The organism is Moorena sp. SIO4A1, from assembly GCF_010672065.1.
Taxonomy (GTDB): Bacteria; Cyanobacteriota; Cyanobacteriia; order Cyanobacteriales; family Coleofasciculaceae; genus Moorena.
This window is the reverse complement of record NZ_JAAHHX010000005.1, coordinates 15,295-38,741: the sequence shown is the minus strand read 5'-3', so window position 1 is coordinate 38,741 and position 23,447 is coordinate 15,295. Positions and strand designations below refer to the sequence as shown.

Genomic DNA, 23,447 nt, shown 5'->3' with positions numbered 1-23,447 from the left:
TATGCTAAATAAACAGTTTGTAAGAGGGAGCAGGGAGCAGGGAGCAGGGAGTAGTGGAAAAAGCCCGTATTCAAAATTTTTTGTGAGTTGAATAGCATAATTTTAATTCTACAGTAAGCTTTCTGGGCTTTTTGAGTATAAATTTAGCATAAAACGTACTGAATAACGGTAATTTTTTAATTTTTAAATAGGGTACCTAAATAAATTGTGATAATTTTTTTTCCCTACTCCCTACTCCCTACTCCCTACTCCCTTTCCTAAAGTACTCAACACTCACCACTAAGCACTAGCTAGATCAACAGCTTTTAATTCCCCTTGCTTAAGAGTCCAGCAGCGGTCAGCAATGGGCAGTAAATCCTTAGCATCGTGAGTCACCACTAGGAGTGTCCAATGGGTTTTGAGTTTTGCCAGCAGATTAACTAACTGTCTTCGCATAGACCAGTCTAATCCAGCTGTTGGTTCATCCAACATCAGTATATGGGGTTGACGAATCAGTTGTACTGCCAGAGCAAGGCGTCGCTGCTGACCACCACTCATGGCATGGGGTGAAGTATCCAGGGTAAAATCAGCTAGTCCCACTTCCCCCAAAGCATCATAAACCCTTTGTGACCCCAACTCTGGATGTCCCATCCGCAATTCTTCCAGGATAGTCTTACCACAGAAATGCCGTTCTGGAAACTGAAACACTAATCCTGCCAGTTGTGGTAGCTGGTCGTTTGTGAGTTCGGTTTCTCCCCAAAAGATGTTTCCTGCCGTGGGCTGGGCTAATCCTGCCAAAATTTCCAATAATGTGCTTTTACCAGAACCACTAACACCAATCACTAGTCCCAATTCTTGTGGTGCTAGCTCTAGACTCAGACCCTTCAAGATCGGGGTGGAGCTAGCTGGTGGATGATAGGTTAAGTCTCTAAGATATAGCATTGCCTTTTGCCCACTCCTTCCCTTCTCCCAAAATTTTGGAGGTTTCAAAATTTCATAGACATTACTATCTTAAGCACTCAGCTATCAGCTATCAGCTATCAGCTATCAGCTATCAGCTATTAGCCTTTGGGCCACGCTATGGGAATGGCTGACCGCTGACCGCTGACAGCTGTTCGCGCAGCGTGCGCGTAGCGCATATGCTTACTTACTATCTTATCCCCCAACTTCCGGTACTATGGAACCTGGCATCAAGTGCAACGTCAGTACTGAGGTTAGTAGCATATATTTTTAATATTGCCACAATGACGATGAACCAACGGTTTCGAGCACCAAAACAGATAGTTAAAGCCTGTGTCAGCACAGCAGTTGTATTAATCGGTTTATGGGGAATGCCCACCTTGGCAGCTGACCCCTTTCGCGACAGTAATCCTCGGAACATTGATGACACTGTTCAAGATGCGTTTGACTTCTTCTTCAAGGAGGGAAACTATAAAGAGGCTGAAGCTTATCTAAAAAAATCGGAATCTAGGCAGTCTAAAGAACCCATGACCTATGCTATGCTATCATCTCTAGCTTACTTAGATCAAGATTGGGAAACCTTCAAGACCTACGGAACTAAAACTCTTAAGACTGCTAAGGAAATGATTGCCTCTGATCCTTTGCGAGGTAATCTCTACACAGCAGTAGGTTATTTTTTGGAAGGGGCTTACGATTTTGAAAAAGAAGGTCCTATCAGTGCCTTGACTAAATTACAGAAAGTTTTTGAATATCTGGATGAAGCAAAAGAAATTGCTCCTAATGACCCAGAGCTAAACTTGATTACAGGCTACATGGATTTAATGTTAGCTGTCAATTTACCATTTTCTGACCCATCTCAAGCCATTGACAAGTTAGAAACCTATGCTTTACCATCTTATTTAGCCTATCGAGGCATTGCTGTAGGATATCGAGATTTAAAGCAATATTCTAAGGCAATAGACTATGTAGACCGGTCAATGGAAACAACACCAAGCAACCCAGATGTACTTTACCTTAAAGCACAAATTTTGCGAAAACTGGGGCAGGAGGAAAAAAGTTTAGATTTTTTTAACAAAGCTTTAGAAAAACAGAATCAACTGCCAAAACGCCACGCTGCTCAAATTACTTACGAGCAGTGCAAACTTGAAAATAAACTCACAGACGGGGATAGGAATTGCTCCAAGGAACGGAATCGCATCCGGAAGCGGGGAACAGAAGTGGTTCAGAAGGATGACTAAGTTGAAGGTTGAAGGTTGAAGGTTGAAGGTTGAAGGTTGAAGGTTGAAGGTTGAAGGTTGAAGGTTGCAGGTTGCAGGTTGCAGGTTGCAGGTTGCAGGTTGCAGGTTGCAGGTTGCAGGTTGCAGGTTGCAGGTTGCAGGTCTTACTAAGGACTTAGAACTCAGAACTTAGAACTCAGAAGTATATTTCACGGAAGTCTTGTTCAACAGTGAATCTTGATCAGGTATAATCACTCTCGTAAAGAGTTCGGGATTGTCCTTGACTTATGGTTCGCCTCAAGATAGTTAACAAGTTTGATAGCAGTTTCGTCCTAGCTCCAGAAGCCCGAGACCAGTTATTTGCTTTACTAACCGGGGAAAACTTCTTGGCTCAAGTAGCTGAAGCGGCTCAAGCTGACAGGGTTGAGTTTACTGAATTACTGTTTCAACCAGTTCCCTACACCACTTCAACCCCTAAGGGAATGCCAGCGGACTATGAGCAGTATCACGAATCTGATGATTATATCATCATTAATGTACCTCCTAACTTCATGTTCAAAGCCAAAATATTTAATCCCAGTCGCCTGTGTGGGATTTATCGCAAATTTCAATAAAATTTAGTTTTTATATTTATTTTTTAATAGTAATTTTTAATCCCATCCCATGCTCACCTCTGATAATCAAATTCCATCTCTGAAGGATTTAGAATTTATTCCCTATCTGGATGAAACGGGAAATCTACCAGAATATTTACAAAAAAAGATTGGTGTATACGCTATTTTTGACCAAGATAAAACCCTGAGATTTGTGAATTATTCCCGGGATGTATATATCAGCATCAAACAACATTTAGTTCGTCAGCCTCACTCCTGCTATTGGCTAAAAATAGAAACCATTGAAAAACCTAACCGGAGTCGATTAGAAACGATTCGTAAGGCATGGATTGAAGAGAATGGTGTGATACCGGTAGGGAATGGAGAGCAGGAAAATCTCTGGAGTCAGCCGATTGATGCTAAAGTGACAATGACTGAAGCAGAGCAGTTAGACTATGAGCAAAGTGAGGAATTAGCAAAAACGAAGATTCTCAAAAAAATTGCTCGGAGAGTTGAAGCTAAAATTAAAGATGAGCTAGAATCCCGAGGGGTAAAGACTGAAATTCGCTTCAATCCTAAGCTTAAAGAAAAGGGTTTACTTGACATAAAATGACTATCTCAACGGCTCATCCAGCTCTGCTAGTTCTCGCTGATGGCACAACTTACCAAGGCTGGTCTTTCGGAGCGACTGGTACAACCATTGGTGAAGTAGTGTTTAACACTGCTATGACGGGTTATCAAGAGGTGGTGACAGATCCCAGCTACTGCGGTCAAATTGTGACCTTCACCTATCCAGAATTAGGCAATACTGGTGTTAACCCGTCCGATGAAGAATCTGCTCATCCTCAAATCAGAGGTGCAATTGCCCGTAACATCTGCTACCGGCCCAGTAACTGGCGCTCTACCCAGTCCTTGCCCGATTATCTCGCAGAACACAACATCCCAGGAATTTACGGCATTGATACAAGGGCATTGACCCGCAAAATACGCTCCATTGGTGCGATAAACGGTGCCATTTCCACAGAAATCCTTGACTCCACTGAGTTATTGTCCCAAGTGCAAGCGGCTCCGAGTATGGCAGGATTAAATCTAGTTAAAGAAGTGAGCACTGACGAGGTTTACGAATGGTCTGATCCTACGGAAGCAAATTGGGAGTTCGGTCCGGCAGTTGATGGGGTAGAAAAGGACAAGGGTTTGACAGTTGTTGCTATCGATTTTGGCATCAAACGTAATATTCTCAAGCGTCTAGCTAGCTACAATTGTCGGGTAATTGTCGTCCCTGCTAATACACCGCCAGAAGAAATTGCTAAGTATAATCCCGATGGGATATTTCTGTCCAATGGACCAGGGGATCCGGCTGTAGTACTCGAAGGCATCTCAACCACCAAAGCCTTATTGGAGCGTCAGCAACCTATTTTTGGCATCTGCATGGGACATCAGATTCTTGGTCTTGCCCTAGGAGCGCAGACCTTTAAACTTAAATTTGGTCACCGAGGTTTGAATCACCCAGCCGGTTTGCAGCAAATGGTGGAAATTACTAGCCAAAACCATGGTTTTGCTATTGATCCCGATACATTAGGGGATCAGGTGGAAATTACTCACCTAAATCTCAATGACCGCACTGTGGCAGGGTTGCGTCACAAATCCTTACCGTTCTTCTCAGTACAGTATCACCCAGAGGCTAGTCCTGGTCCTCACGATGCTGACTATTTATTTAAGCAGTTTGTCGAGCTGATGCGATCGCGTAGCGTGGCCGTAGGCTAATCGCGTAGCGTGGCCGTAGGCTAATCGCGTAGCGTGGCCGTAGGCTAATCGCGTAGCGTGGCCTAGGGCGTGTTTTCAAAGTTTTCCGCAAGATTATGATCCCCCCCAGCCCCCCTTAAAAAAGGGGGGAGCCATACTCAAAGTCCCCTTTTTTTAAGGGGGATAATGGGGGATCTCTGAGGCAAGAAGACACGCCCTAGGCTCTTGACTAGAAACTGATTGATTCTGCGAGGGTTTGCGTTCGCGTAGCGTGGCCTAGAGCCAATCGCGTGACTCGCTTAGCGGCGACCCAGGAGCATCGCGTGCAATCCCCGATGCCAAACCCCAACTGTAGGGTGACCGGGTGTGGGACTAGAAAATAGCCCCTACATTGCCAGCAAACCAAGAAATATGCTTCAGTTATGATTAATCGGTTAGAATCATGGCTGGCTTAATTTTACCCTACCGCTAGACCCGGTCACCCTACCCCCCAAACTCTGATACTGTTGTATAATCTAAAATTGACGTTGTTTTAGCCCCTTGACGTGCTAAGCAACAAGCCAAGGTATGGTTATAGGGCGCGTTTATCAACGGTAACCAAGTCATCAATCTACTGTCACAGTAGTCAACTTGACAGTAGAAGTATTAGATTATTGATATTTATAAGCTATATCGAGGAGGGTGTTATTCCTGAACAAATAACCCTTACAGTCAGTTTAAGGGGCACTCGCCAAGTCGAGTCAAATTATCAAATTTTCCGCCTTACTGGATTGCTAGATGCCTTTTCGGAATCTACTCTCCGTAACGTTATTGGCAAATGTATTGATGAAGGTCCAGCGGATATTATTCTGGACTTATCTAAAATTGATTTTGTCGATAGCTCTGGTTTGGGTGCTTTGGTGCAGCTAGTAAAGAAAGCTCAAACTTCTGACGGAAGTCTACAAGTCGTGACCAATCCCCGGGTGACTCAAACTGTGAAACTAGTGCGCCTAGAAAAATTTTTCTCCCTGCAAGATTCTCTGACGGTAGCTGTGGAGAAAATCAAGTCTAAGTGACAAAATCGATGGTGATGGCGGGGGCAAAACCCGCCTTCACTTTCAGAAGCAGTGGGGAATCGGTGAGAGTTGAGTGTGAGTAAGTTGCCGTTTTGCTAATGTATTGAATACTCTAAGCAGAAATTGTTGAAGGATGTCAAATTTGGTCTAGTAAACAAAAGACCGTGAGACCCCAAAGATGGCTCAAACAGATGCACAATTAGACCCCTTGGAAGAGGATAGCCATGGCTGTGGAACTGACTCTATAGTATTGTGGACAGAGTTTCGATTTAGGCAATTCATGGCGAAAGTTGATCAAATTGCCAAAATTCAACAGATTTCCCCAGCATCCTTGGCATATATAGGAGATGCTGTTTATGAACTCTACATCCGAACCCACTATCTGCTACCACCGAGGCGAATCTGTGACTATCATAACCAGGTAGTGGCTCACGTCAGAGCAGAAAGCCAAGCTAAGATTTTGCGATCGCTTGAACCTTACCTAACTGCTTCTGAAAAAGACGTTTTACGGCGCGGACGGAATGCTGCTACAAAGAGCCCCCGGCGTCTCAATCGAGAAATCTATCAACAAGCTAGTAGCTTAGAAACTTTACTGGGATACCTCTACCTTACTGATACTCAACGCTTGACCCAGTTATTGGCTCATCTACAACTGGATACCCCATAAATCCTAATTCTATTATGGCTAATCAAAACCCCTCCTCTGATGCCTCCTCTGATGCTTCTGGTCAGATCAAGTCAGGGAAGTCCTCTGATCGGCAAGGTGAGAATAAAAAATTATCTCGTTCGACCTCAGCCAATTCTCAAAAGAACGGCAAACCCCCTCGAAAGAACTACCACTCTCGAAAGCCACGGCCAAAACATTCCCATTACTCCGAGGAAACTCAGCCGAAGCAGCATGGGTACCCTAAGTCAAAACTTGTAAGTAGCACAGAAGAAGAGAGTGACTTAATCTACGGGCGTCATTCAGTTCTAGCAGCTCTCCAAAACCAGCACCAGCTAAACCGAGTTTGGATTATTTCCCAGCTGCGTTACGATCCTCGCTTTCACTCTTTACTAGTTCAAGCCAAGGCTAACGGTACAGTAATTGATGAAGTAGCACCAAAACGCCTGAGCCAAATTACTAAAGGTGGTAACCATCAGGGTGTGGCAGCTCAAATTGCACCTTACCAGTACATAGATTTAAATGACTTAATTGACAAAGCAAAATTTGCAACTGAGCAGCCAGTTTTATTGGCTTGTGATGGCATTAATGATCCTCAAAATTTAGGGGCGATTATTCGTACGGCAGAAGCTCTAGGGGCTCAAGGCTTAGTCATACCCCAACGTCGAGCTGTTGGTGTCACCTCAACTGTAAGGAAAGTGGCAGCAGGAGCTCTAGAAACCTTTCCTATTGCCAGAGTTGTCAATCTTAGTAATGCCCTAGAGCAGTTGAAAACTGCGGGCTTTTGGATTTACGGAACTGCTGCTGGTACTGGTAAACTTTTACACAAAGTTGATTTGACTGGTTCAGTAGTATTAGTAATAGGTTCAGAGGGTAATGGTTTAAGCCTAAGGTCACAAAGCTGCTGCGACATGTTAGTTTCAATTCCATTACAGGGTAAGACCCCTAGCCTCAATGCCTCAGCAGCAACTGCTATGGTGTTATATGAAACCTATAGGCAGCGTTGGTCAGACTTACTGTATATCGATAGTACTTCCAATCAACAGATTGTGAAACAAGAAGAGTAAATGGAGGATAAAAAGGTTTAAAAGCCGATTAAATTAACAGAGATTATCCTGGAAACTAGGTGGATGTCATGAAAGAATCCTTAATCAAAATCTTAGACCTCTTCGGGTTAGCGTTTTGGGTGGAAATCATCACCGAAACCCCCAAGTGTACCTACTACTTTGGACCCTTTGTTAACCAGCAGGAGGCTCAGGCTGCCAAATATGGATATATTGAAGACTTAGACAATGAAGGAGCTCAAGGCATCATGGTAACTCTCAAACGCTGCAAACCCAATAGACTAACAATTTTTGATGAGTTGCCAGAACAGACTGAACTAGAGAAATCCTCTAGCTTAAGTAAGCCGATTTTTTGACAAAGGATGAAGTTTAACCTGTAACGTGTTAAGTGTGAAGGATGAAAACGCTCTAATACTCTCTACTTACAAGTATGAGTCCGCAGTTACTTACTAACCTGCTGAGGTAATTTAAAGCGGCAAAGCTAACTCAAAGTTAGGCAGAATAGTTTCCCCTGACAAAGTAACAGGAAATTTAGCAGTCTCAACAGCTTGATTGGGACGATAGATTTCAACCTCTTTGCCCTGGGGGTTAATTAACCAGCCTAAACGTAAACCACTGTTCAAATAGTCTGGCATCTTTTCCTGTAGAGGCTTGAGGGAATCAGTGCGAGAGGCTGGATCATGACTGTCTCCTTAGTGGAATGATTAATATCAAGTCAGGTTGAATACCCATAATTAGAGGGAGGGTGGGACCCACCCCTAACCCCTCCCAGGAGGGGAAGTGTGGGGAGATGGGGACCCACCCCTAACCCCTCCCAGGAGGGGAATGGGGAGATAGGGAGATGGGGGAGATTTTTATTAAGGGTAATTATCCCGACATGATATAAGTATTCAACCGGACATGATATAAGCTAACCGCTCCAAGTATAGTTAGCATGTGCTGGAAATTCAGGATAAAATTACGTGGTGTTGTGAGAAAGCAAAAATACTTAGTCTAGAAATGTTAACTTCTTCCGACCATCTGACCGATTTATCCGATGCCCACTGGCAGAGCAATTGCCGTTCTGTTGTCACTGGTGACCCCCAGGTGAAGAAATTGATGACATCGGTTTATGGGGTTGACCAGCAAGTAAAGTACCTTCACTTACAGGCAGAAGTTGAATCCCTCTGGCAGCAGCAGCAATTACTTAAGCAACAACGGTTGGTTTTGCGTTAAACTAATGCCTTTAAGTACAGGCATTACTGAAAACGCTGATGCTTGGGTGACCAACGCTTAAGGCTATAGTTATTTGGTTCATCAATGACTATAGCCGCAGGACCCCCATCCCCTAAATCCGCGATCGCTGTCATGGAGCTGCTGGCATCTTGGGAAAATTCGCTGTAGAGTAAGGCTCCTGTGTCAGAAAAAATCATGGTGCGGGGTTTGTAGATAGTAGTTGCCCGATCTGTATCCATCCCGTCATTAATACTATCCGATAGACCCACCTCTGTAGATTCTGAGGTAACCGATATTTCTTGATATAAGGTTAGCACCGCTTCCGGCTGGTTGTTGCCAGTCAGCTCGATCGGTCTAACTGACCAATGCCCGATCTCCTGAAGCATCATTGGTAAACTAGGAAGGGGTCCTGGGGAGAACTGACCACTGTTGATTAACTCCTGCCAGAGTACTGGCAGCATGGTTGACACCGACTCGGGGTTAAGGTGGTAGAGTGCTGACAAAGTGATCGCACTTGGGTCTAACCAGCGCAGAGCCGTCTCCGTGTGTGCTAGCAGGTGCTGATTAGATCCATCAATAGCCACGGTGTCACTAGGGAGTTTCCCACCTGCTGCCAACAGCTTAATCACCCCTTCCTGGTAGGAAACCCCCTTGACCGTAGCTGTGGTTGATTGTTGGATACCATTCTCACTCCAAAGGCTAATCCGAATCTGGGGGTCAACGTCTAAGCCCAAATATCGCCACAGTCGCTTTCCCTTGGTCAAAGTGGGCAGCCGTAAATCAGAAAACGGCATCCACCGCCAACCCTGACCATCGTGAAATGCTTTTACCTGTACTTGATACCAAACTTGCTCCGGTTGTTTTTGTAGAGTCAGAGGAACAGATGGGCAGGGGGATAGGGGGGAAAGTGCTATACTCTGTTCCTCTGCTATAGAAACCAATTCAGTACTTTCCTGCTGCCTTTGGCAGTGCTGTTCTCCTATTCCCCCATCTCCATCTTCCGGTTGCAGCCAATCCGTTGCGTTGACAGTTTGAATGATTTCTGAATTGCCAACCAGTTGACTGAAGTGCCTGACGATGGCTGGAACTGGGTTTAAGGCATTGTCCATATGGTTGAGGAGTTGGTAAACCTGGGGATTAGTTTGGGGTAATTCCTTAACCCATGCGATCGCTTTTTGAGGGTCTTCCTGGGCTGCCAAAATCAACCCTCCCCAAACTTGCACATTGCTGTCATCAGGATTGACCTCTAGTGCTGCTTCCACCCGCCCCCACAATCCCCCAGAATCGGTCTTTAGCATAGTGATAATATCCCCCAACTGAGCACCATTCACTGCGGTCTGAAACACTGTTTTTGCCTCCGCCCAGCGACCATCCAGGAGATAGGCAAAGATAGCAGCACTCGCACTTGCCCAAATTTGATTTGCCTGAGACTCGGTGACCTGAGCGTGCAGTTTAACCAAATCTATTTGGGCTTGAGCCTCTGCTGACCAGTGTTTTGGTCTCTGTTGGTTCAACCATTGCCAAGCATCAGACCACAAACCATGACGGGCTAGGATTAAACCATTCTGATAGGGTTTAGTATCTATCGCTGCTTGGGTTAGGGAAATTTCCTCTAGATAAATCGGGTTGGGAACAAAAGAGCGAGGTTTAATTTGGTAAACCTTGAACTGGGGTTCCAAGCCTACAGTATGATTAACCACTAATTCTGGAGTAGCACCACCGGTCACTTCCTGCCAATAGGGAGAACCTTCATTAGGGCTTGTCCACTCCAACATCATACTCAGGTGTGTCTGGTCTTGATTGTAGTGAATAATTTGTCCATAGCTCTCGGGTGTATTCTCTGAGACCACTTGACCCGAGAGGTTGAACCAAAACCCTTCCTCTAGAGCTTGTTGATCGAAACGATCGAGTTTGGTTAAAGGTAGTGAACGAGAGACACTAGCATCACCGGATGCTGTGTTGACTTGGGTAGACAGCACAAAATATTCGACCGGGGCAGTGATAGGCAGCTGACTAACTAGCTGATAATACTGCTGTTCGCTATGGCTTTGTTCAAGAGGCTGATAGACTCTGAGTTCCACGATCTGGTCACAATTACTTTGGCATGATGGTGGTGATCCCAAAATCGGTAGCAGCAACTCAGAGTTAAGGGAAAGGGGTGTGCCCGCCGTTAGCCCATTTTCACGAATCTCCCCTTGAATTTGGGCAAATGTCTTGGCAGATGAGGGAACAGTCTGGGGGATACGAGCCCAACTCGGCAAAATGTGATTGATCCAGACAATCGAATCAGGGTCAATTATTAACATAACCGCCACCCAGATACTACCGGCAATGATACCGCTAGTGGTGATTAAGGCAGCGATCGCGCCCAAGGTTGTTAACCAACCACCTCTACTAGACTTTTGCACTGATGTTTTAATGGTTTATCTTTCCAGTTTTTTCCTAGTTTGAAAAAAATCTTGGGGGCAATAGATAGTAATTAGCCAAATAGTACAGATTTTTGGACTTAAACGCTAATTGTCCATGTCTTTGTCATTCCCCCTTGCTCAATCTAAAACAAGTGCACCCTAAACCCTTCAACCTGTGATTACCTGCTCATACAGTTCACCAGCACGTTCCCAAGTATATTTCTGTTCAATATACGCTCGCCCATTTTCCGACAATTGCTTACGGAGCTGGCGGTCTTCAAATAACCGACTAATGGCATAAACATATTCTGTTGTATCATTTGCTCGCAATGCCCGCAAAGGGACATCCCCGCCATCAACTGTCAATCCCTCCAAACCGCGATCGCTTCCCACGACCGGTACTCCCGCTGCCATCGCTTCCAGAGTTTTATTTTTTACCCCAAATCCACTCTGCATTGGCACCACAAATATGGTTGCCTTATGAAGGTGGTCTACTAAAGAAGGCACCGAGCCAGTTACACTAATCCCTGGTATATCTTCTAACTCTAGCACCGCCTGCACCGGTTTGGGTCCGACTAATTCTAGCTTGGTATCACCATAGCGCTCTGTAATTGCTGGGAACACGTCTAGGCTAAAATAACGAGCCGCTTTGATGTTTAGTGGGTTATCCATCGCCCCAGTAAATACTAATCTGTGTCCACCAGGATCAGAGATGCGCCGGGGAAATAGATGAACATCAACCCCATTAGAAATCAATGTAATTTTACTGTCTAACTCAAATGAGTCTATTTGCCGTCGATCTTCCGCTGTTGTGACTATAATGTCTGTGAACTTAGCACAATATTGCTCTTCATAGCGACGTAATAGGGGCAAATTTAACTTGTCTTTCAGCTGATTGTCTGATGTTTTGGTTTCGAGCTTGTCCAGGGATTTCCGGTATACAGAATGATGAATATTCACCAAAGTTCGCAGCTGCTTCCGCCACTCTGGTCGCACATAAATTTCATTGGTACTGTGTTCACAGGTAATCAGGTCAAATTTTCCCGCCTCCACAGCCTGATCCACCCATTGCTGCATTGGAGTTGAGTAGAGTTGGAGCACTTTCTGGGGCGTTCCCTGTTGCAAAATGGTACTCCAGCGCTGTAATTTCTCCTTTAAGCCTTCCTCTTGTTCTGATGGCTGCGGTTGGGGAAAAATCACCAGTTCTTCCACCCACTGCTGCAATTTTTCTACCTCGATGTCCGTGATATCCTCAGAACGTTGAGTAACCAAGGTTATAGCATGACGCTCACTCAGGTACTTGAGTAAATTAAACGTCCTGACCTGAGTTGCCCCCCGCGTTGGCGGATAGGGAAAGGTTGTGGAGATCATTAGAATCTTCATAGGACGTTACTACTTGGACAAATAATTGGCAACAAGGAAACGGCAGGCAATAATTCATTCTTATCTCACTTTTTACCTGAGTTAAGAATGAATTTATTTATACTATTTAAAATTTTTATAAACTTTTTTTAACATTTATTCATGTTAATTTACTCCAAATCACCATTATATCAAATCCTTGAGCATCGATATTGCCAAGCTTGGGGTTTTTGATAATTTTGATTACTCCAGAGTAATTCCCGATTACCTATTACCCAAAACCCAAAAAACAACGACAAAGAACACTATCCAAAAAACTGGACAGTATAAATGTATTATATCTTCATACCAATACATTTATACTAATTGTGAATTTTCCTCTAGAAAATATAGTTAAAAATTCAAATTTACCGATTTACCAAACACCAGGTAGCCTAATCTCTCTATGACTTCCAGTGACGGTGATTTAGAGGGGTTTGCCACGGTTCTGGAATAGAATTGGTTGTGTAGGGAGTAAGAGGGCAAACAATGGGAACAGGAGGAACAGAGGGAAGACGAGTCAAGGGGTTCAGTCCCCAAACTACTGTATTCCACTAACCTCTAACCACTGACTGGGTTAAGGCTTGTTCGTAGCATTGACCAGCGCGATCCCAGGTGTATTCATCCTCGATCAATGAGCGCCCGTTTTGGGACAACTTTGCTCGCAGTTGTGGGTCTTCAAACAAACGAGTGATGGCACTAATATACTCCTTAACATGATTTGCCCGCAATGCTCGCAGAGGTGTATTGGCACCATCAACCGCTAGTCCCTCCAAACCGCGATCGCTTCCTACTACAGGTACCCCAGCCGCCATTGCTTCGAGGGTCTTGTTTTTAATGCCAAAGCCAGTCCGCATCGGTACCACACAGATAGTTGCTTGATGGAGATACTCTACCATTGATGGCACACGACCGGTGACCGTAATTCCCGACAATTCTGCCAACTCCAACACCGAAGGTACTGGTCTTGCTCCTACCAGTTGCAGCTTAGCATCTCGATAACGTTCTTTAATTGCTGGAAATACCTCCAAGCTTAAAAAGCTTACAGCATCAATGTTGGCTCGGTTATCCATAGCTCCAATAAACACTATGCGATGTCCCCCTGGGTCAGCAGTGCGTTGGGGAAATTGAGTCAAATCCACCCCATTGGGAATCACCACAATTTTACCCGATGGCTTGTAGGCAGCTATCTGGCTTTGATCCTCCGGTGTTGTGACCACAAGGCCATTAAATTTGGCACAGTATCGTTCCTCGTAGCGGCGCAACAGGGGTAAATTTAACTGGTCTCTGAGCTGATTTTCCGAGGTTCCTGTTTCCAACTGGTTACGGAAGGTACCATACACAGAACTGTGAATATTCACCACCGTTCCCAGCTGCTGTCGCCATTCTGGTCGTACATATATTTCATTTACACTATGTTCACAGGTAATAATGTCAAACCGTCCAGCCGCCACAGCTTTATCCACCCATTGTTGAATGTCCCGGGAGTAGAGATGTAGCACACTGGGGGGAATTCCCTGGCTTAAAAAATTACTAAATCGCTTTACTTTGCCCCAGATTCCTCCTGAGGGTTCAGAAGGCTTTGGTTGGGGGAAAACCACCAATTCATCTACCCATTTCCCGAGTTTTTCCACTTCCTGATCCGTGACATCTTCTGAACGTTGAGTAATCATGGTGATATCATGACTTAACTTAAGATGTTTTAGTAAATTAAATGTCCGTACCTGAGTTCCTCCCCTAGTGGGGGGATAAGGAAAGGTGGCAGATAGCATGAGAATTTTCATCATATCTTCAGGTTAGGTAATAAAGCGATGCAGCGCCGCCAAAGGGGGTTCCCCCCATGAGCGACTGCATCAAGACATTGCTATAAGTCATATCTAGTGCGTTGTAACCGGACTTGATATCAGGTATCCAATAGGATAATTTTATGTCAAAAAATCAATGAATTGAGTGGCTTGATAGTTTCATCTATAACAATACAATGATTCAACGAGTCCCCAAGGTTAGTGTGTGTATTCCTACATTCAATCGCGTTAATTTACTTCCTTATGCGATTGACAGTGTTATTAAACAAACCTATCAAGACTGGGAATTAATTATCTGTGATGATGGTTCAACTGATGAAACTCCTAAGTTAATGTCCCAATATCAGGATAGCCGAATTAACTACATCCGTCACCCCAACAATCTTGGCAAAAGTAATAATATGCGCTCTGGATTTGATGCCGCATTGGGGGAATATTTTATTAAATTTGATGATGATGACCGGCTGACACCTGAATTTTTATCCAAAACAACGGCTATCTTACAGCCAGATCATAGTATTGATTTTGTTGGTACAGATCATTGGGTAATTACCATCAATAATACTCGGGACGAATCAGCTACAAAATTAAATTCTCAGAGGTGGGGTAGAACCAAGTTAGTGGAAGGTATCGTTGAGAATTTAATCGAGGTTGTTTTTATTCAGCAGAGCTTTCAAATTGGCGCTACGTTGTTTCGGATGCAGGCGTTGAAAGACGTAGATTTTATGCGTCCTAATATCCAAAATTGTGAAGATAATGATTTATTCGTTCGGCTGGCTATGGCGGGAAAGAAAGCCTATTATTTACCAGAATTGTTAATGGAATATCGATTCCATGCCCAACAGCAAGGGATTAGTCGAGCAATTCCCTATTTAAAGGATAAACTGCGTTATCTAGAAAGTTATAAGTTTGAGTCAGAAATGTTGGAGACAGTTAGGCGATCGCGCCTGACGGAAACTAAGCTACTACTAGGATTTCGCCTGATTGAAATTGGACAAACATCAAAGGGACGTGAACTAGTTTGGTCAGGAAAAGCTTGCTCTCCCTCAAAAGCTTGGGTTGGTTTGGTGCTGTCCCTATTGCCAGAAGGGTGGCGTTCTCAGGCGTTTAGTGTGTTGCGTCAATTCAAGGCATAGACTCTCTGGGAATTCCGGGCTAGAAAAAATCTGATCAAACTGCCAAGGCATTGGCAGCGTCACGATGCTTAACCAAATTTCCACTCTTTTGGTGCCCGTTCCCTTGGTGAGCTTCTCTCGCGCCTTGTCGCACGGCCTTTCATGAGACTTCCTGTAAGTATTCAGGTCTCAGCCGTCAGCCTTTGGCCACAGGGCACAGGCCAATGGCTGAGAGCTGATGGCTGAGACCTGAGAGCTGATGGCTGAGACCTGAGAGCGTAGCGTGCGCGTAGCGCATTGCCTGAGGACTGCTTAAGTATTTTTACTTAAAGACTTCTGGTGTCTTGCTAGTTTCTAGAGTTTTTTGGATGGTTACGACAGTTGAGCCTTTGAATCTAGGGTACAACTTCTCCCCTCCCCTCTCTGTAGTGATCAAACCGTTGCTAAACTGATCAGTTTCACGATCTATGAACTGGCTCTCTCAGGGTGGGGGAGGTAGGATCTCGGGTTTACGTAAGAATTCTTAACAACATTTTTAATTAAATCAGTTTACTCTAAGAATTTGGAAAGATATTCGCTTGTCTGTAAGTAGTAATACAAATACCGTCAACTTTAGGAACAAAAATAAATAATGAGTACCAATTTAGCCACCAAGTTGCGTGAAGGCACAAAAAAATCCCACACCATGGCAGAGAATGTGGGTTTTGTCAAGTGCTTTTTGAAAGGAACCGTTGAAAAAACCTCCTACCGTAAATTAGTATCCAACCTTTACTTCGTCTATTCCGCCATGGAAGAGGAGATGGAGCGCCATCGGGAACACCCGATTCTTTCAAAAATCTACTTCCAAGAGCTCAATCGGAAAAAGACCCTAGAGCAAGACCTATGCTATTACTTCGGTTCTAACTGGCAAGAGAAAGTAGTCCCTTCAGTGGCGGCTAAAGAGTATGTGCAAAGAATTAAAGATATCTCTGAGAAGCAACCAGAACTATTGGTTGCTCACTCCTACACCCGCTATCTAGGGGACTTATCTGGCGGACAAATTCTCAAAAAGATTGCCCAGCGCGGGATGAACTTATCAGATGGGCAAGGTACTGCTTTTTATGAATTCAAACAAATCTCTGATGAGAAGGGATTCAAGGCCAACTATCGGCAAGCCATGGATGAGCTACCCATTGATGATGCCACAGCGGATCGGATTGTGGAAGAAGCTAATGCCGCGTTTGGCATGAATATGAAGATGTTCCAGGAACTGGAGGGTAACCTGATTAAAGCCATTGGTATAATGCTATACAACACCCTTACCCGTCGTCGCGTTCGTGGTAGCACAGAACTAGCTACAGCTGAGTAAGCTTATTGCACAAACTGGGATTACCACCAAAGATCGGTGGCGACTAATCGCCTTAACTAGAAATTAAGGCGATTAGCTCTTATCTCCTGTGATTGATTAGTTATTAGTAGTTAGTAGTTTTGAGGTAAGCATTCAGCTGCCCTAGGCTGAATGGTTGCGTTTTGATTACTAACTACTAATTGGCAATCTAATGTTGCAAAATTGAAAAAATAATTAACATAAATATAACTGATCAGATTGAAATTCATAGCCTCTCTGTTTAGAATAGAAGGCGGAATACGTCAAACAAAGCTTTTCTGCTGTGGAGTAAGCCTTTTTTTTGGTTTAGGTCATTCACAAGTGTGAATACTAGCCGAAACAGAGAAGGTAATTATCCTGACATGATATAAGACCTGTTCGCGGTCGAAAGGCGTCTAACCAGCAGTCTCCTTTAAACTTAGAAGCCCCTTGCTCAGGATCAGTAGCAAGGGGTATTTTACCCCTCTCAAGCGTAAAATTCAATATCCTCCCCACACTGATCCACTAGGTAACAGAGGGCGCGGAAACGCAGGCTAGCTAATTGCTCGTAGAGAGGGTTGAGCTTACATAGGGGAGGGATGTGTAGTACTAAGTGACCGAAAAGTTTTAAATCCCGCTCAAAGGGACATTGACCAGGAATAATTTTGGACAGGAATCTAGCTAGGGTTTGATCTGTAATTTCTATGTGATCCAGCCATCGGCGCACAGGTTTGAGTAAATCAACACGTTTTTTGGGCAGTGGCTCAGGCGGAGTGAGACTGCTATTGAGATCAGCTACCTCTGAGAGGAGTGGATTGGTCCTGTGCTTGTTGGTTCTGAACATGGCTATACACCTCTAAAATTAGTCAATAAAGTCCTCAGCTAAGGTATTCCGGTGGAATAGCTTTTACAGAGTTCTAGTTAAGTTCATGTAGTTCATGTAGGGTGGGCAGTGCACTAGACAGATAATGAAGCTTGCAAAGCTCGTTGGTAGGCACTGCCCACCCTACGATTAATGAAAATGGTGCAAGATCTCAGTTTTACAGAGTTCTAGTTAAGTAGGTAGACATCAAGTAATCAAACACGATTACTATTGAGCTGTATTGCCATATTGGCGGTAATTTATAAAAATTTATATAGTTAGAATTCATAGCATGTCCGGGAGTCTAGGTATTGTAAAGCTTTTGTGTAAGCATTCAGCTATCAGCCATTGGCCTAAGGCCAACGGCTGACAGCTGACGGCTGACAGCTGACGCTTTTGTAATTGGTAATTGGTAATTGGTAATTGGTAATTGGGATTACTCCCGAGCTATTACCTATTACCAAAAAGATAATCAACGATGAACACTACCAAAACAACCGGACATGAGCTCAATTGTTACCACTTAACTTATTAGGTAAGCTTTCAGATAAAAACTATAATAAATCTAGCTTTTTAATGGTTTTTTCACTATTAAAAAGCTAACAGCTTACCTTATTTCAAGCATAAAAATAGAATGGAAAGGTTTGGTAAAGGTTAAAAGAAGAAAGACCAATCAAACTATGAACTTTTGTTAAAACTAATTGGTTGACTGTTGACTGTTATAGGCATTAGGGATTGGGGATTCGGGTAACCCAACCACAGTAGGTTCTGGCAGTGCCCCTTGCATCTTACCTAACCATTCAATCAGGCTCTCTAGCTGTTTGTTGGTCTTGACTAGACCTAGACCACGAACTGTAACTTTACCAGGAGAATAGACAAAACGCGATCGCAAATGTTGGGGCAGGTTCTCTTGGAGTAACTTCCAGGCTGGTTCCTCCATGGGGGTTTCTAGGATAATGTGTTGTTTACCCTCAGGTCGAATTCGGGCAAATCCCAAAGACTTCCCTAACTGTTTTAGTTCCATCACCCGCAGTAATTGCTCTGCCACTGAGGGAATTGGACCATAGCGATCGCTCCAAGCTGCTGCGATCTGTGCTAACTCCTTCTGGGAGGCTGCTGCAGCTACTGCTCGATAAGCACTAATTTTTTGGTCTAAATCTGGAATATAGTCAGCGGGAATAAAGGCTGTGATCTGAAGGTCAATCTGGGTATCATCTACTTGAGGAATTTCTTGCCCTTGAATTTCCTTGATCGCTTCTTGCAGCATTTCCATGTAGAGGTCAAAGCCAATGGCTTCCATTTGACCGGATTGTTCTACACCTAGGAGATTCCCCACCCCTCGAATTTCCATATCCCGGGTTGCTAACAGATACCCTGACCCGAGTTGAGTGAACTCCTGAATTGCTCGTAAACGTTTCTTGGCTGCTTCTGAGAGTACCTTCTGGTTCGGATAAAGTAACCAAGCGTGGGCTTGAATCCCCGCCCGACCTACTCTTCCTCGCAATTGGTACAGTTGGGCAAGACCAAATTTGTGAGCATCTTCGATCAAAATGGTGTTGACTCTAGGAATATCGAGCCCAGATTCAATAATCGTAGTACACACTAGGATATCTGCCTCACCGTTGCTAAAGGTGAGCATAATTGACTCTAATTCGGCTGGGTCGAGCTGACCGTGAGCAATGGCGATTCTGGCCTCAAGGATCATTTCCCTGAGTTCCGCAGCAACTTCTTCAATCCCTTCAACCCGAGGTACGACATAGAATACCTGACCACCTCGGTCAAGTTCCATACGAATGGCGGTGCGGACAGCTTCTGGTTTATAGGGAGATAAGTGGGTTTTAATGGGACGCCGTAAGGGGGGTGGTGTAGTAATCAAACTCATTTCTCGTACCCCCGATAAGGACATATAGAGGGTACGGGGAATGGGAGTAGCGCTAAGGGTCAATACATCTACTTGAGTTTTGAAAGATTTAATTTTTTCCTTCTGGTTGACACCAAACCGTTGTTCTTCATCTATCACCAACAGCCCTAATTCTCGAAACGTTACACTCTTCCCCAGCAACTGATGGGTACCTACCACCACATCTAACTCCCCAGTTTTCAGGCGTTGGAGAATATCACGCCTTTCCTGAGGGGTACGAAAGCGGTTGAGTAGACCGACATTGATGGGGTAGGGAGAAAACCGTTCTTTGATGGTATGATAATGCTGCTGAGTAAGGATTGTGGTCGGGGCAAGGAAAGCTACTTGCTTGTCAGAGGTGACAGCTTTAAAAATAGCCCGAATTGCCACTTCTGTTTTACCAAACCCCACATCCCCACAAACTAACCGATCCATAGGGCGATCGCTTTCTAAATCCCGTTTCACATCCTGTATCGCCTTGAGTTGGTCAGGAGTAGGTTGGTAGGGGAAAGAATCTTCTAATTCCTGCTGCCAAGGGGAATCCGGTGGAAAGCAATAACCGGACTGCTGTGCTCGCTGGGCATAGAGCTTCAGCAAATCCACCGCTACTTTCTTAATACTTTTACGGACACGATTTTTGGTTTTCTCCCAGGTTTTACCGGACATCTTGTGGAGTTGAGGCAAACCGGTACCTGTATGTCGAAACCGAGATAGTACCCCCAACTGATCCGCTGCCACCCGGAGCAAACCATCAGCGTACTTGATCACCAAATACTCGCGAGTTTCATTATTTATGCTTAATTTTTCCAGCTTGAGGAACTGACCGATCCCATGATTCTTGTGAACCACATAATCCCCTGGACGTAGCTTATTGGGGTCAACCTGTTGGGAGGCAGCACGGCGGCGCTTACGGATATAACTGGGAGTTGCCAAGGTATGCTGCCCAAAGAACTCCCGGTCTGTTACCACCACGATCCGGTAAGTAGGGAGGATAAATCCCTCTAGTTCTGCTAAGCCCGAATACTTGACTGCTACCGCTGTCCTCTGGAGATTTAATTTGTCAATAGCTGGGTAATCCCGAGGGTTGGGGACAAACTGGGCAGGACAATCATGTTCTTGGAGCAGGGCAACGGAACGACTAGGTTGGGCAGAAACCAGCCAAATCGAGAAACGGCGATCGCTTTGCTCTCGCAGTACTTCCGCTAGTTTGGCAAACTGGTGGGGTGTTACTGGTACAGAGCGGCTAGCCAGATTAACGGCATTTTGGCTAGTTTCTTCCACCAATTCTGATAAATACAGGATTGGTGGAAGGTTAGTAGGTGGAAGGTTAGTAGGTTGAAGGTTAGTAGGTTGAAGGTTATTAGGTTGAAGGTTAGTAGGTTGAAGGTTAGTAGGTTGAAGGTTAGTAGGTTGAAGGTTAGTAGGTTGAAGGTTATTAGGTTGAAGGTTAGTAGGTTGAAGGTTATTAGGTTGTTCGCGAACAACCTGGAACTGGTTAACCTTTAACTCTAGAGCATGATCAAAATAACGATGGAGACAGGGCAGGGAATGATTCAGTTCCTCTAATTGTTCTTGGGCATGTTCCACCCAGCGATCGCAATGGGCAGCACACTGTTCTGGTTCATCAATGACAATTAAAGTATTTTCTGGCAGGTAATCCAGTAGAGAGGCTGGCTGGTCAAAGGCAATACCCAAGAAACGGCGGCTACCCTCTAAAGACTGACCTCCCTCGAAAGATTCTTGCTCCTGAGGTGAGAGATAAGATTGGATTAGTTCAGCCTTTGAGGTTCTCAGCACTTGGCTAATAATGTGACCAAAATCCGTGGGGGTCAGCACGATGCCGTCAATTTTATCCAGGGAACGCTGGGTTGCGGGGTCAAACTCCCGCAACTGCTCTAACTCATCCCCGAACCATTCCAGCCGCACTGGCAATTCTAAAGCTACGGGGAAAACATCTACAATATCACCGCGCCGACTCCACTGACCTTCTGTTTCCACTAGGGGAACCCGTTCATAACCCAGCTGTGCTAACTTTTTATCAAGGTTTTTCCCATCCCAAGTCATGCCCTGGTTAAGGGTAAGGCAGTAGGGCTTAAAGGCATCGACAGGGGGCAAGTGGGGTTGGAGTGCTGCTTGAGTGGCAACAATCGCCATCCGATCAGTTGAAGGTTGAACCAACGAAGGTTGTAAGTCAGAACTTTCAACTGGCAACCTGTCAACCTTCAGGCTTTCGACCAAATCTGCCAATACTTGCATTTGTCCCCAGGTCATTTCCGACTCTGGGTCAAAGGGTTCATAGGGTGATGCTTCTGAGGTGGGGTATAAGTGGACTGTATCCCAACCCATGGCTTCCAGTTGGGTTGCCCAGCGACTTGCTTCTTCTAGGGTGCTACAGACTACGAATAGGAGGCGTTGGTCTGCCTTGGCCAGGGCTGATGCTACTAATCCCTTTGGCAAACGGGGAATACCATTCAGAGATAGATACTGTTGGCGATTTAGTTTCGTGAGTAGTTCACTGGTGAGAGGGGAGTGCTCTAGTGTCCGAATGATCGAGGAAAGTGCCATTAGTTCAGTGGGTACTTGACAATAGGGCTTCCAGGATAGCTGTTTCTCTCATTTTACTAGGAATAGCACTGCCTGGGAAAAATTGACTGTTGTTGAATAGGTTAACTTATCTCATTAGTGGCCTTACCACTGGATGCAGGAGTGTTTCCCAGTCGGTCGGTTTACATTAATTGATCTTGAATAAGCCAAAATCCTGTTTAGGTCAAGGATTCGGCTATAACAATTTCAGGGGTGACGACTTGATCGGAAGACTAATCTTTAGAAGATTTAATTTTCCTAGGTTAGATTAAACAGATATTGCCGAGCAAAATTCCCCTTAATTTCTAGACAAAATAACAAAGAGCTACCGTTCAGAAATACATGACTGACTCAAGCAGCAATAATGGATAATACTGACTTGAATAACTTTAAGAATAAAACTCCTCAGGTTCTCGTGGTTGATGATGAGAAGATCATGCGCTTGGTGCTACGTCGTAGCTTGACAAAGGAAGGATATAAAGTCATTGAAGCTAGCAACGGTGAGCAATGTCTGAATATCTGTGAGCAGCAATTGCCAGACATTGTGCTTTTAGATGCCAGAATGCCCATAATTGATGGGTTTACCTGCTGTGCTAAATTGAAGGATAACTTTGGTTCCGAATGTCCTCCTATACTAATGATTACAGCCCTCCATGATGAGGAATCTGTAGAACGAGCGTTTGAAGCCGGTGCAACCGATTATATAACTAAGCCAATTAACTGGGCAGTTTTGCGACGAAGAGTACATCGTTTGATTGAATCAAGTTGGACAATGAAACAGTTAAAAATCGCCAATAAAGAGTTGGAACGCCTGGCTACTATCGATGGCTTAACCCAAGTTGCCAACCGCCGAGCCTTTGACGAATATTTGAACAACGAATGGTCTCGACTGGCACGGGAAGAAAAGCCATTATCTTTAGTTTTGTGTGACATTGATTTTTTTAAGCTTTACAATGACACTTATGGACACCAATCAGGAGATGAGTGTCTTAAACAAGTTGCTCAAATCCTTGATCAAGCAGCAAAGCGTCCAGCGGATATGGTGGCTCGCTATGGGGGTGAGGAATTTGTGGTAATGTTGCCGAGTACTGATATACAAGGCGCTATTCAGGTAGCAGAAACCATTGAAACTAAACTCTACAAAAAGGCGATCCCTCATTCTGGTTCTCTGGTGAGTGACATTGTTACCGTCAGCCTAGGGTGTGCCAGTACTATTACCACAGGAAAATCCTCCCCATATAATTTATTATCCGAGGCTGATAAAGCGCTATATCATGCAAAAGTTTCCGGAAGAAATCGCATGGTTCATGTTAGTTATTAAAAACAAATCAGTAGTAATTATAATGAAAATAATCTTGACGCCAACTAGCATCTTTTCTACGGTCAGTGGGCAATTCTAACACTCTAATGCCTTGGCTAGGAAGTGGTTTTAAACGTTGCTTCAGCTGCTGCCATGATTGAATCAGCTGGTGCTCTACTCCATAAGTCAGACACAACTGTGAAAAATTGACATCTTGGGGTGTGGCAAAGAATTCTTC

At 44.5% G+C, this 23,447-nt stretch carries 19 protein-coding genes and 1 pseudogene; 12 read left to right on the top strand and 8 right to left on the bottom strand.

Going from position 1 to position 23,447, the window contains the following annotated elements; genetic code table 11:
- Positions 1-279: 279 nt before the first annotated feature.
- Positions 280-921 (bottom strand): ABC transporter ATP-binding protein, encoded by a 642-nt coding sequence (locus F6K53_RS05005; RefSeq protein WP_293027213.1) that lies wholly within the window; start codon positions 919-921, stop codon positions 280-282.
- Between the two features lie 302 nt (positions 922-1,223).
- On the opposite strand from F6K53_RS05005, the gene F6K53_RS05000 reads away from it, so the two are divergent.
- The 4 genes from F6K53_RS05000 to carA all read left to right on the top strand — a co-directional run bounded on the left by F6K53_RS05000 (position 1,224) and on the right by carA (position 4,513).
- The gene (locus F6K53_RS05000) at positions 1,224-2,177 is read left to right on the top strand and encodes a Sll0314/Alr1548 family TPR repeat-containing protein (RefSeq protein ID WP_293069930.1); all 954 of its coding nucleotides are present in this window, start codon (positions 1,224-1,226) and stop codon (positions 2,175-2,177) included.
- A gap of 266 nt (positions 2,178-2,443) precedes the next feature.
- Entirely contained in the window at positions 2,444-2,770 is a 327-nt protein-coding gene (locus F6K53_RS04995) for a hypothetical protein (protein WP_293027182.1), read from the top strand.
- A gap of 49 nt (positions 2,771-2,819) precedes the next feature.
- A complete protein-coding gene (locus F6K53_RS04990; RefSeq protein ID WP_293027185.1) occupies positions 2,820-3,362 on the top strand; it encodes a GIY-YIG nuclease family protein in 543 nt (180 codons plus the stop codon).
- Positions 3,359-4,513 (top strand): glutamine-hydrolyzing carbamoyl-phosphate synthase small subunit, encoded by a 1,155-nt coding sequence (carA, locus tag F6K53_RS04985; protein WP_293069933.1) that lies wholly within the window; start codon positions 3,359-3,361, stop codon positions 4,511-4,513. Before F6K53_RS04990 ends, carA begins: the two co-directional genes overlap by 4 nt.
- Here carA and F6K53_RS04980 read toward each other — a convergent pair.
- Positions 4,464-4,592, bottom strand: a complete 129-nt coding sequence (locus F6K53_RS04980; RefSeq protein WP_293069935.1) for a hypothetical protein — start codon at positions 4,590-4,592, stop codon at positions 4,464-4,466. The genes carA and F6K53_RS04980 overlap by 50 nt on opposite strands.
- 598 nt (positions 4,593-5,190) lie before the next feature.
- Here F6K53_RS04980 and F6K53_RS04975 point away from each other — a divergent pair.
- The 4 genes from F6K53_RS04975 (at position 5,191) to F6K53_RS04960 (ending at position 7,631) form a co-directional block, all read left to right on the top strand.
- Positions 5,191-5,547 carry an STAS domain-containing protein gene (locus tag F6K53_RS04975; protein WP_293027215.1) on the top strand — a complete coding sequence of 119 codons (357 nt, stop codon included), beginning with the start codon at positions 5,191-5,193 and terminating at the stop codon, positions 5,545-5,547.
- Between the two features lie 178 nt (positions 5,548-5,725).
- Positions 5,726-6,214, top strand: coding sequence for a ribonuclease III domain-containing protein (locus F6K53_RS04970; protein ID WP_293069937.1), 489 nt, complete (start codon positions 5,726-5,728; stop codon positions 6,212-6,214).
- 14 nt (positions 6,215-6,228) lie between these two features.
- A complete protein-coding gene (rlmB, locus tag F6K53_RS04965; RefSeq protein ID WP_293080010.1) occupies positions 6,229-7,278 on the top strand; it encodes a 23S rRNA (guanosine(2251)-2'-O)-methyltransferase RlmB in 1,050 nt (349 codons plus the stop codon).
- A gap of 68 nt (positions 7,279-7,346) precedes the next feature.
- Positions 7,347-7,631, top strand: coding sequence for a DUF1816 domain-containing protein (locus F6K53_RS04960; RefSeq protein ID WP_293042898.1), 285 nt, complete (start codon positions 7,347-7,349; stop codon positions 7,629-7,631).
- 111 nt (positions 7,632-7,742) lie between these two features.
- Here the strand turns inward: F6K53_RS04960 and F6K53_RS04955 are convergent.
- Positions 7,743-7,946 (bottom strand): annotated as a pseudogene (locus F6K53_RS04955) (Uma2 family endonuclease); the annotation flags it as partial.
- Between the two features lie 328 nt (positions 7,947-8,274).
- On the opposite strand from F6K53_RS04955, the gene F6K53_RS04950 reads away from it, so the two are divergent.
- Positions 8,275-8,490 (top strand): hypothetical protein, encoded by a 216-nt coding sequence (locus tag F6K53_RS04950; RefSeq protein WP_293069941.1) that lies wholly within the window; start codon positions 8,275-8,277, stop codon positions 8,488-8,490.
- Positions 8,491-8,513: 23 nt separating this feature from the next.
- On the opposite strand, the gene F6K53_RS04945 is transcribed toward F6K53_RS04950, so the two are convergent.
- From F6K53_RS04945 to F6K53_RS04935, 3 genes are all read right to left on the bottom strand, one after another.
- Positions 8,514-10,898 (bottom strand): hypothetical protein, encoded by a 2,385-nt coding sequence (locus F6K53_RS04945; protein ID WP_293069943.1) that lies wholly within the window; start codon positions 10,896-10,898, stop codon positions 8,514-8,516.
- A 168-nt stretch (positions 10,899-11,066) separates the two neighbouring features.
- Positions 11,067-12,281: a glycosyltransferase gene (locus F6K53_RS04940; protein WP_293027207.1), complete on the bottom strand. Its 1,215-nt coding sequence runs from the start codon at positions 12,279-12,281 to the stop codon at positions 11,067-11,069.
- 572 nt (positions 12,282-12,853) lie between these two features.
- A complete protein-coding gene (locus tag F6K53_RS04935; protein WP_293030952.1) occupies positions 12,854-14,083 on the bottom strand; it encodes a glycosyltransferase family 4 protein in 1,230 nt (409 codons plus the stop codon).
- A gap of 197 nt (positions 14,084-14,280) precedes the next feature.
- Between F6K53_RS04935 and F6K53_RS04930 the strand changes: the two genes are divergently transcribed.
- On the top strand, positions 14,281-15,240 hold the full coding sequence (locus tag F6K53_RS04930) for a glycosyltransferase family 2 protein (protein ID WP_293030760.1): 960 nt from the start codon (positions 14,281-14,283) through the stop codon (positions 15,238-15,240).
- Positions 15,241-15,850: 610 nt separating this feature from the next.
- Positions 15,851-16,567: a heme oxygenase (biliverdin-producing) gene (locus F6K53_RS04925; RefSeq protein WP_293069945.1), complete on the top strand. Its 717-nt coding sequence runs from the start codon at positions 15,851-15,853 to the stop codon at positions 16,565-16,567.
- A 484-nt stretch (positions 16,568-17,051) separates the two neighbouring features.
- On the opposite strand, the gene F6K53_RS04920 is transcribed toward F6K53_RS04925, so the two are convergent.
- Both F6K53_RS04920 and mfd read right to left on the bottom strand, forming a co-directional pair.
- Positions 17,052-17,408 (bottom strand): Mo-dependent nitrogenase C-terminal domain-containing protein, encoded by a 357-nt coding sequence (locus F6K53_RS04920; protein ID WP_293069947.1) that lies wholly within the window; start codon positions 17,406-17,408, stop codon positions 17,052-17,054.
- 715 nt (positions 17,409-18,123) lie between these two features.
- The gene (mfd, locus tag F6K53_RS04915) at positions 18,124-21,891 is read right to left on the bottom strand and encodes a transcription-repair coupling factor (protein WP_293069949.1); all 3,768 of its coding nucleotides are present in this window, start codon (positions 21,889-21,891) and stop codon (positions 18,124-18,126) included.
- 382 nt (positions 21,892-22,273) lie between these two features.
- Here mfd and F6K53_RS04910 point away from each other — a divergent pair, with 382 nt between their 5' ends.
- Positions 22,274-23,230 carry a PleD family two-component system response regulator gene (locus tag F6K53_RS04910; protein ID WP_293069951.1) on the top strand — a complete coding sequence of 319 codons (957 nt, stop codon included), beginning with the start codon at positions 22,274-22,276 and terminating at the stop codon, positions 23,228-23,230.
- The last annotated feature ends 217 nt before the right edge of the window (positions 23,231-23,447 follow it).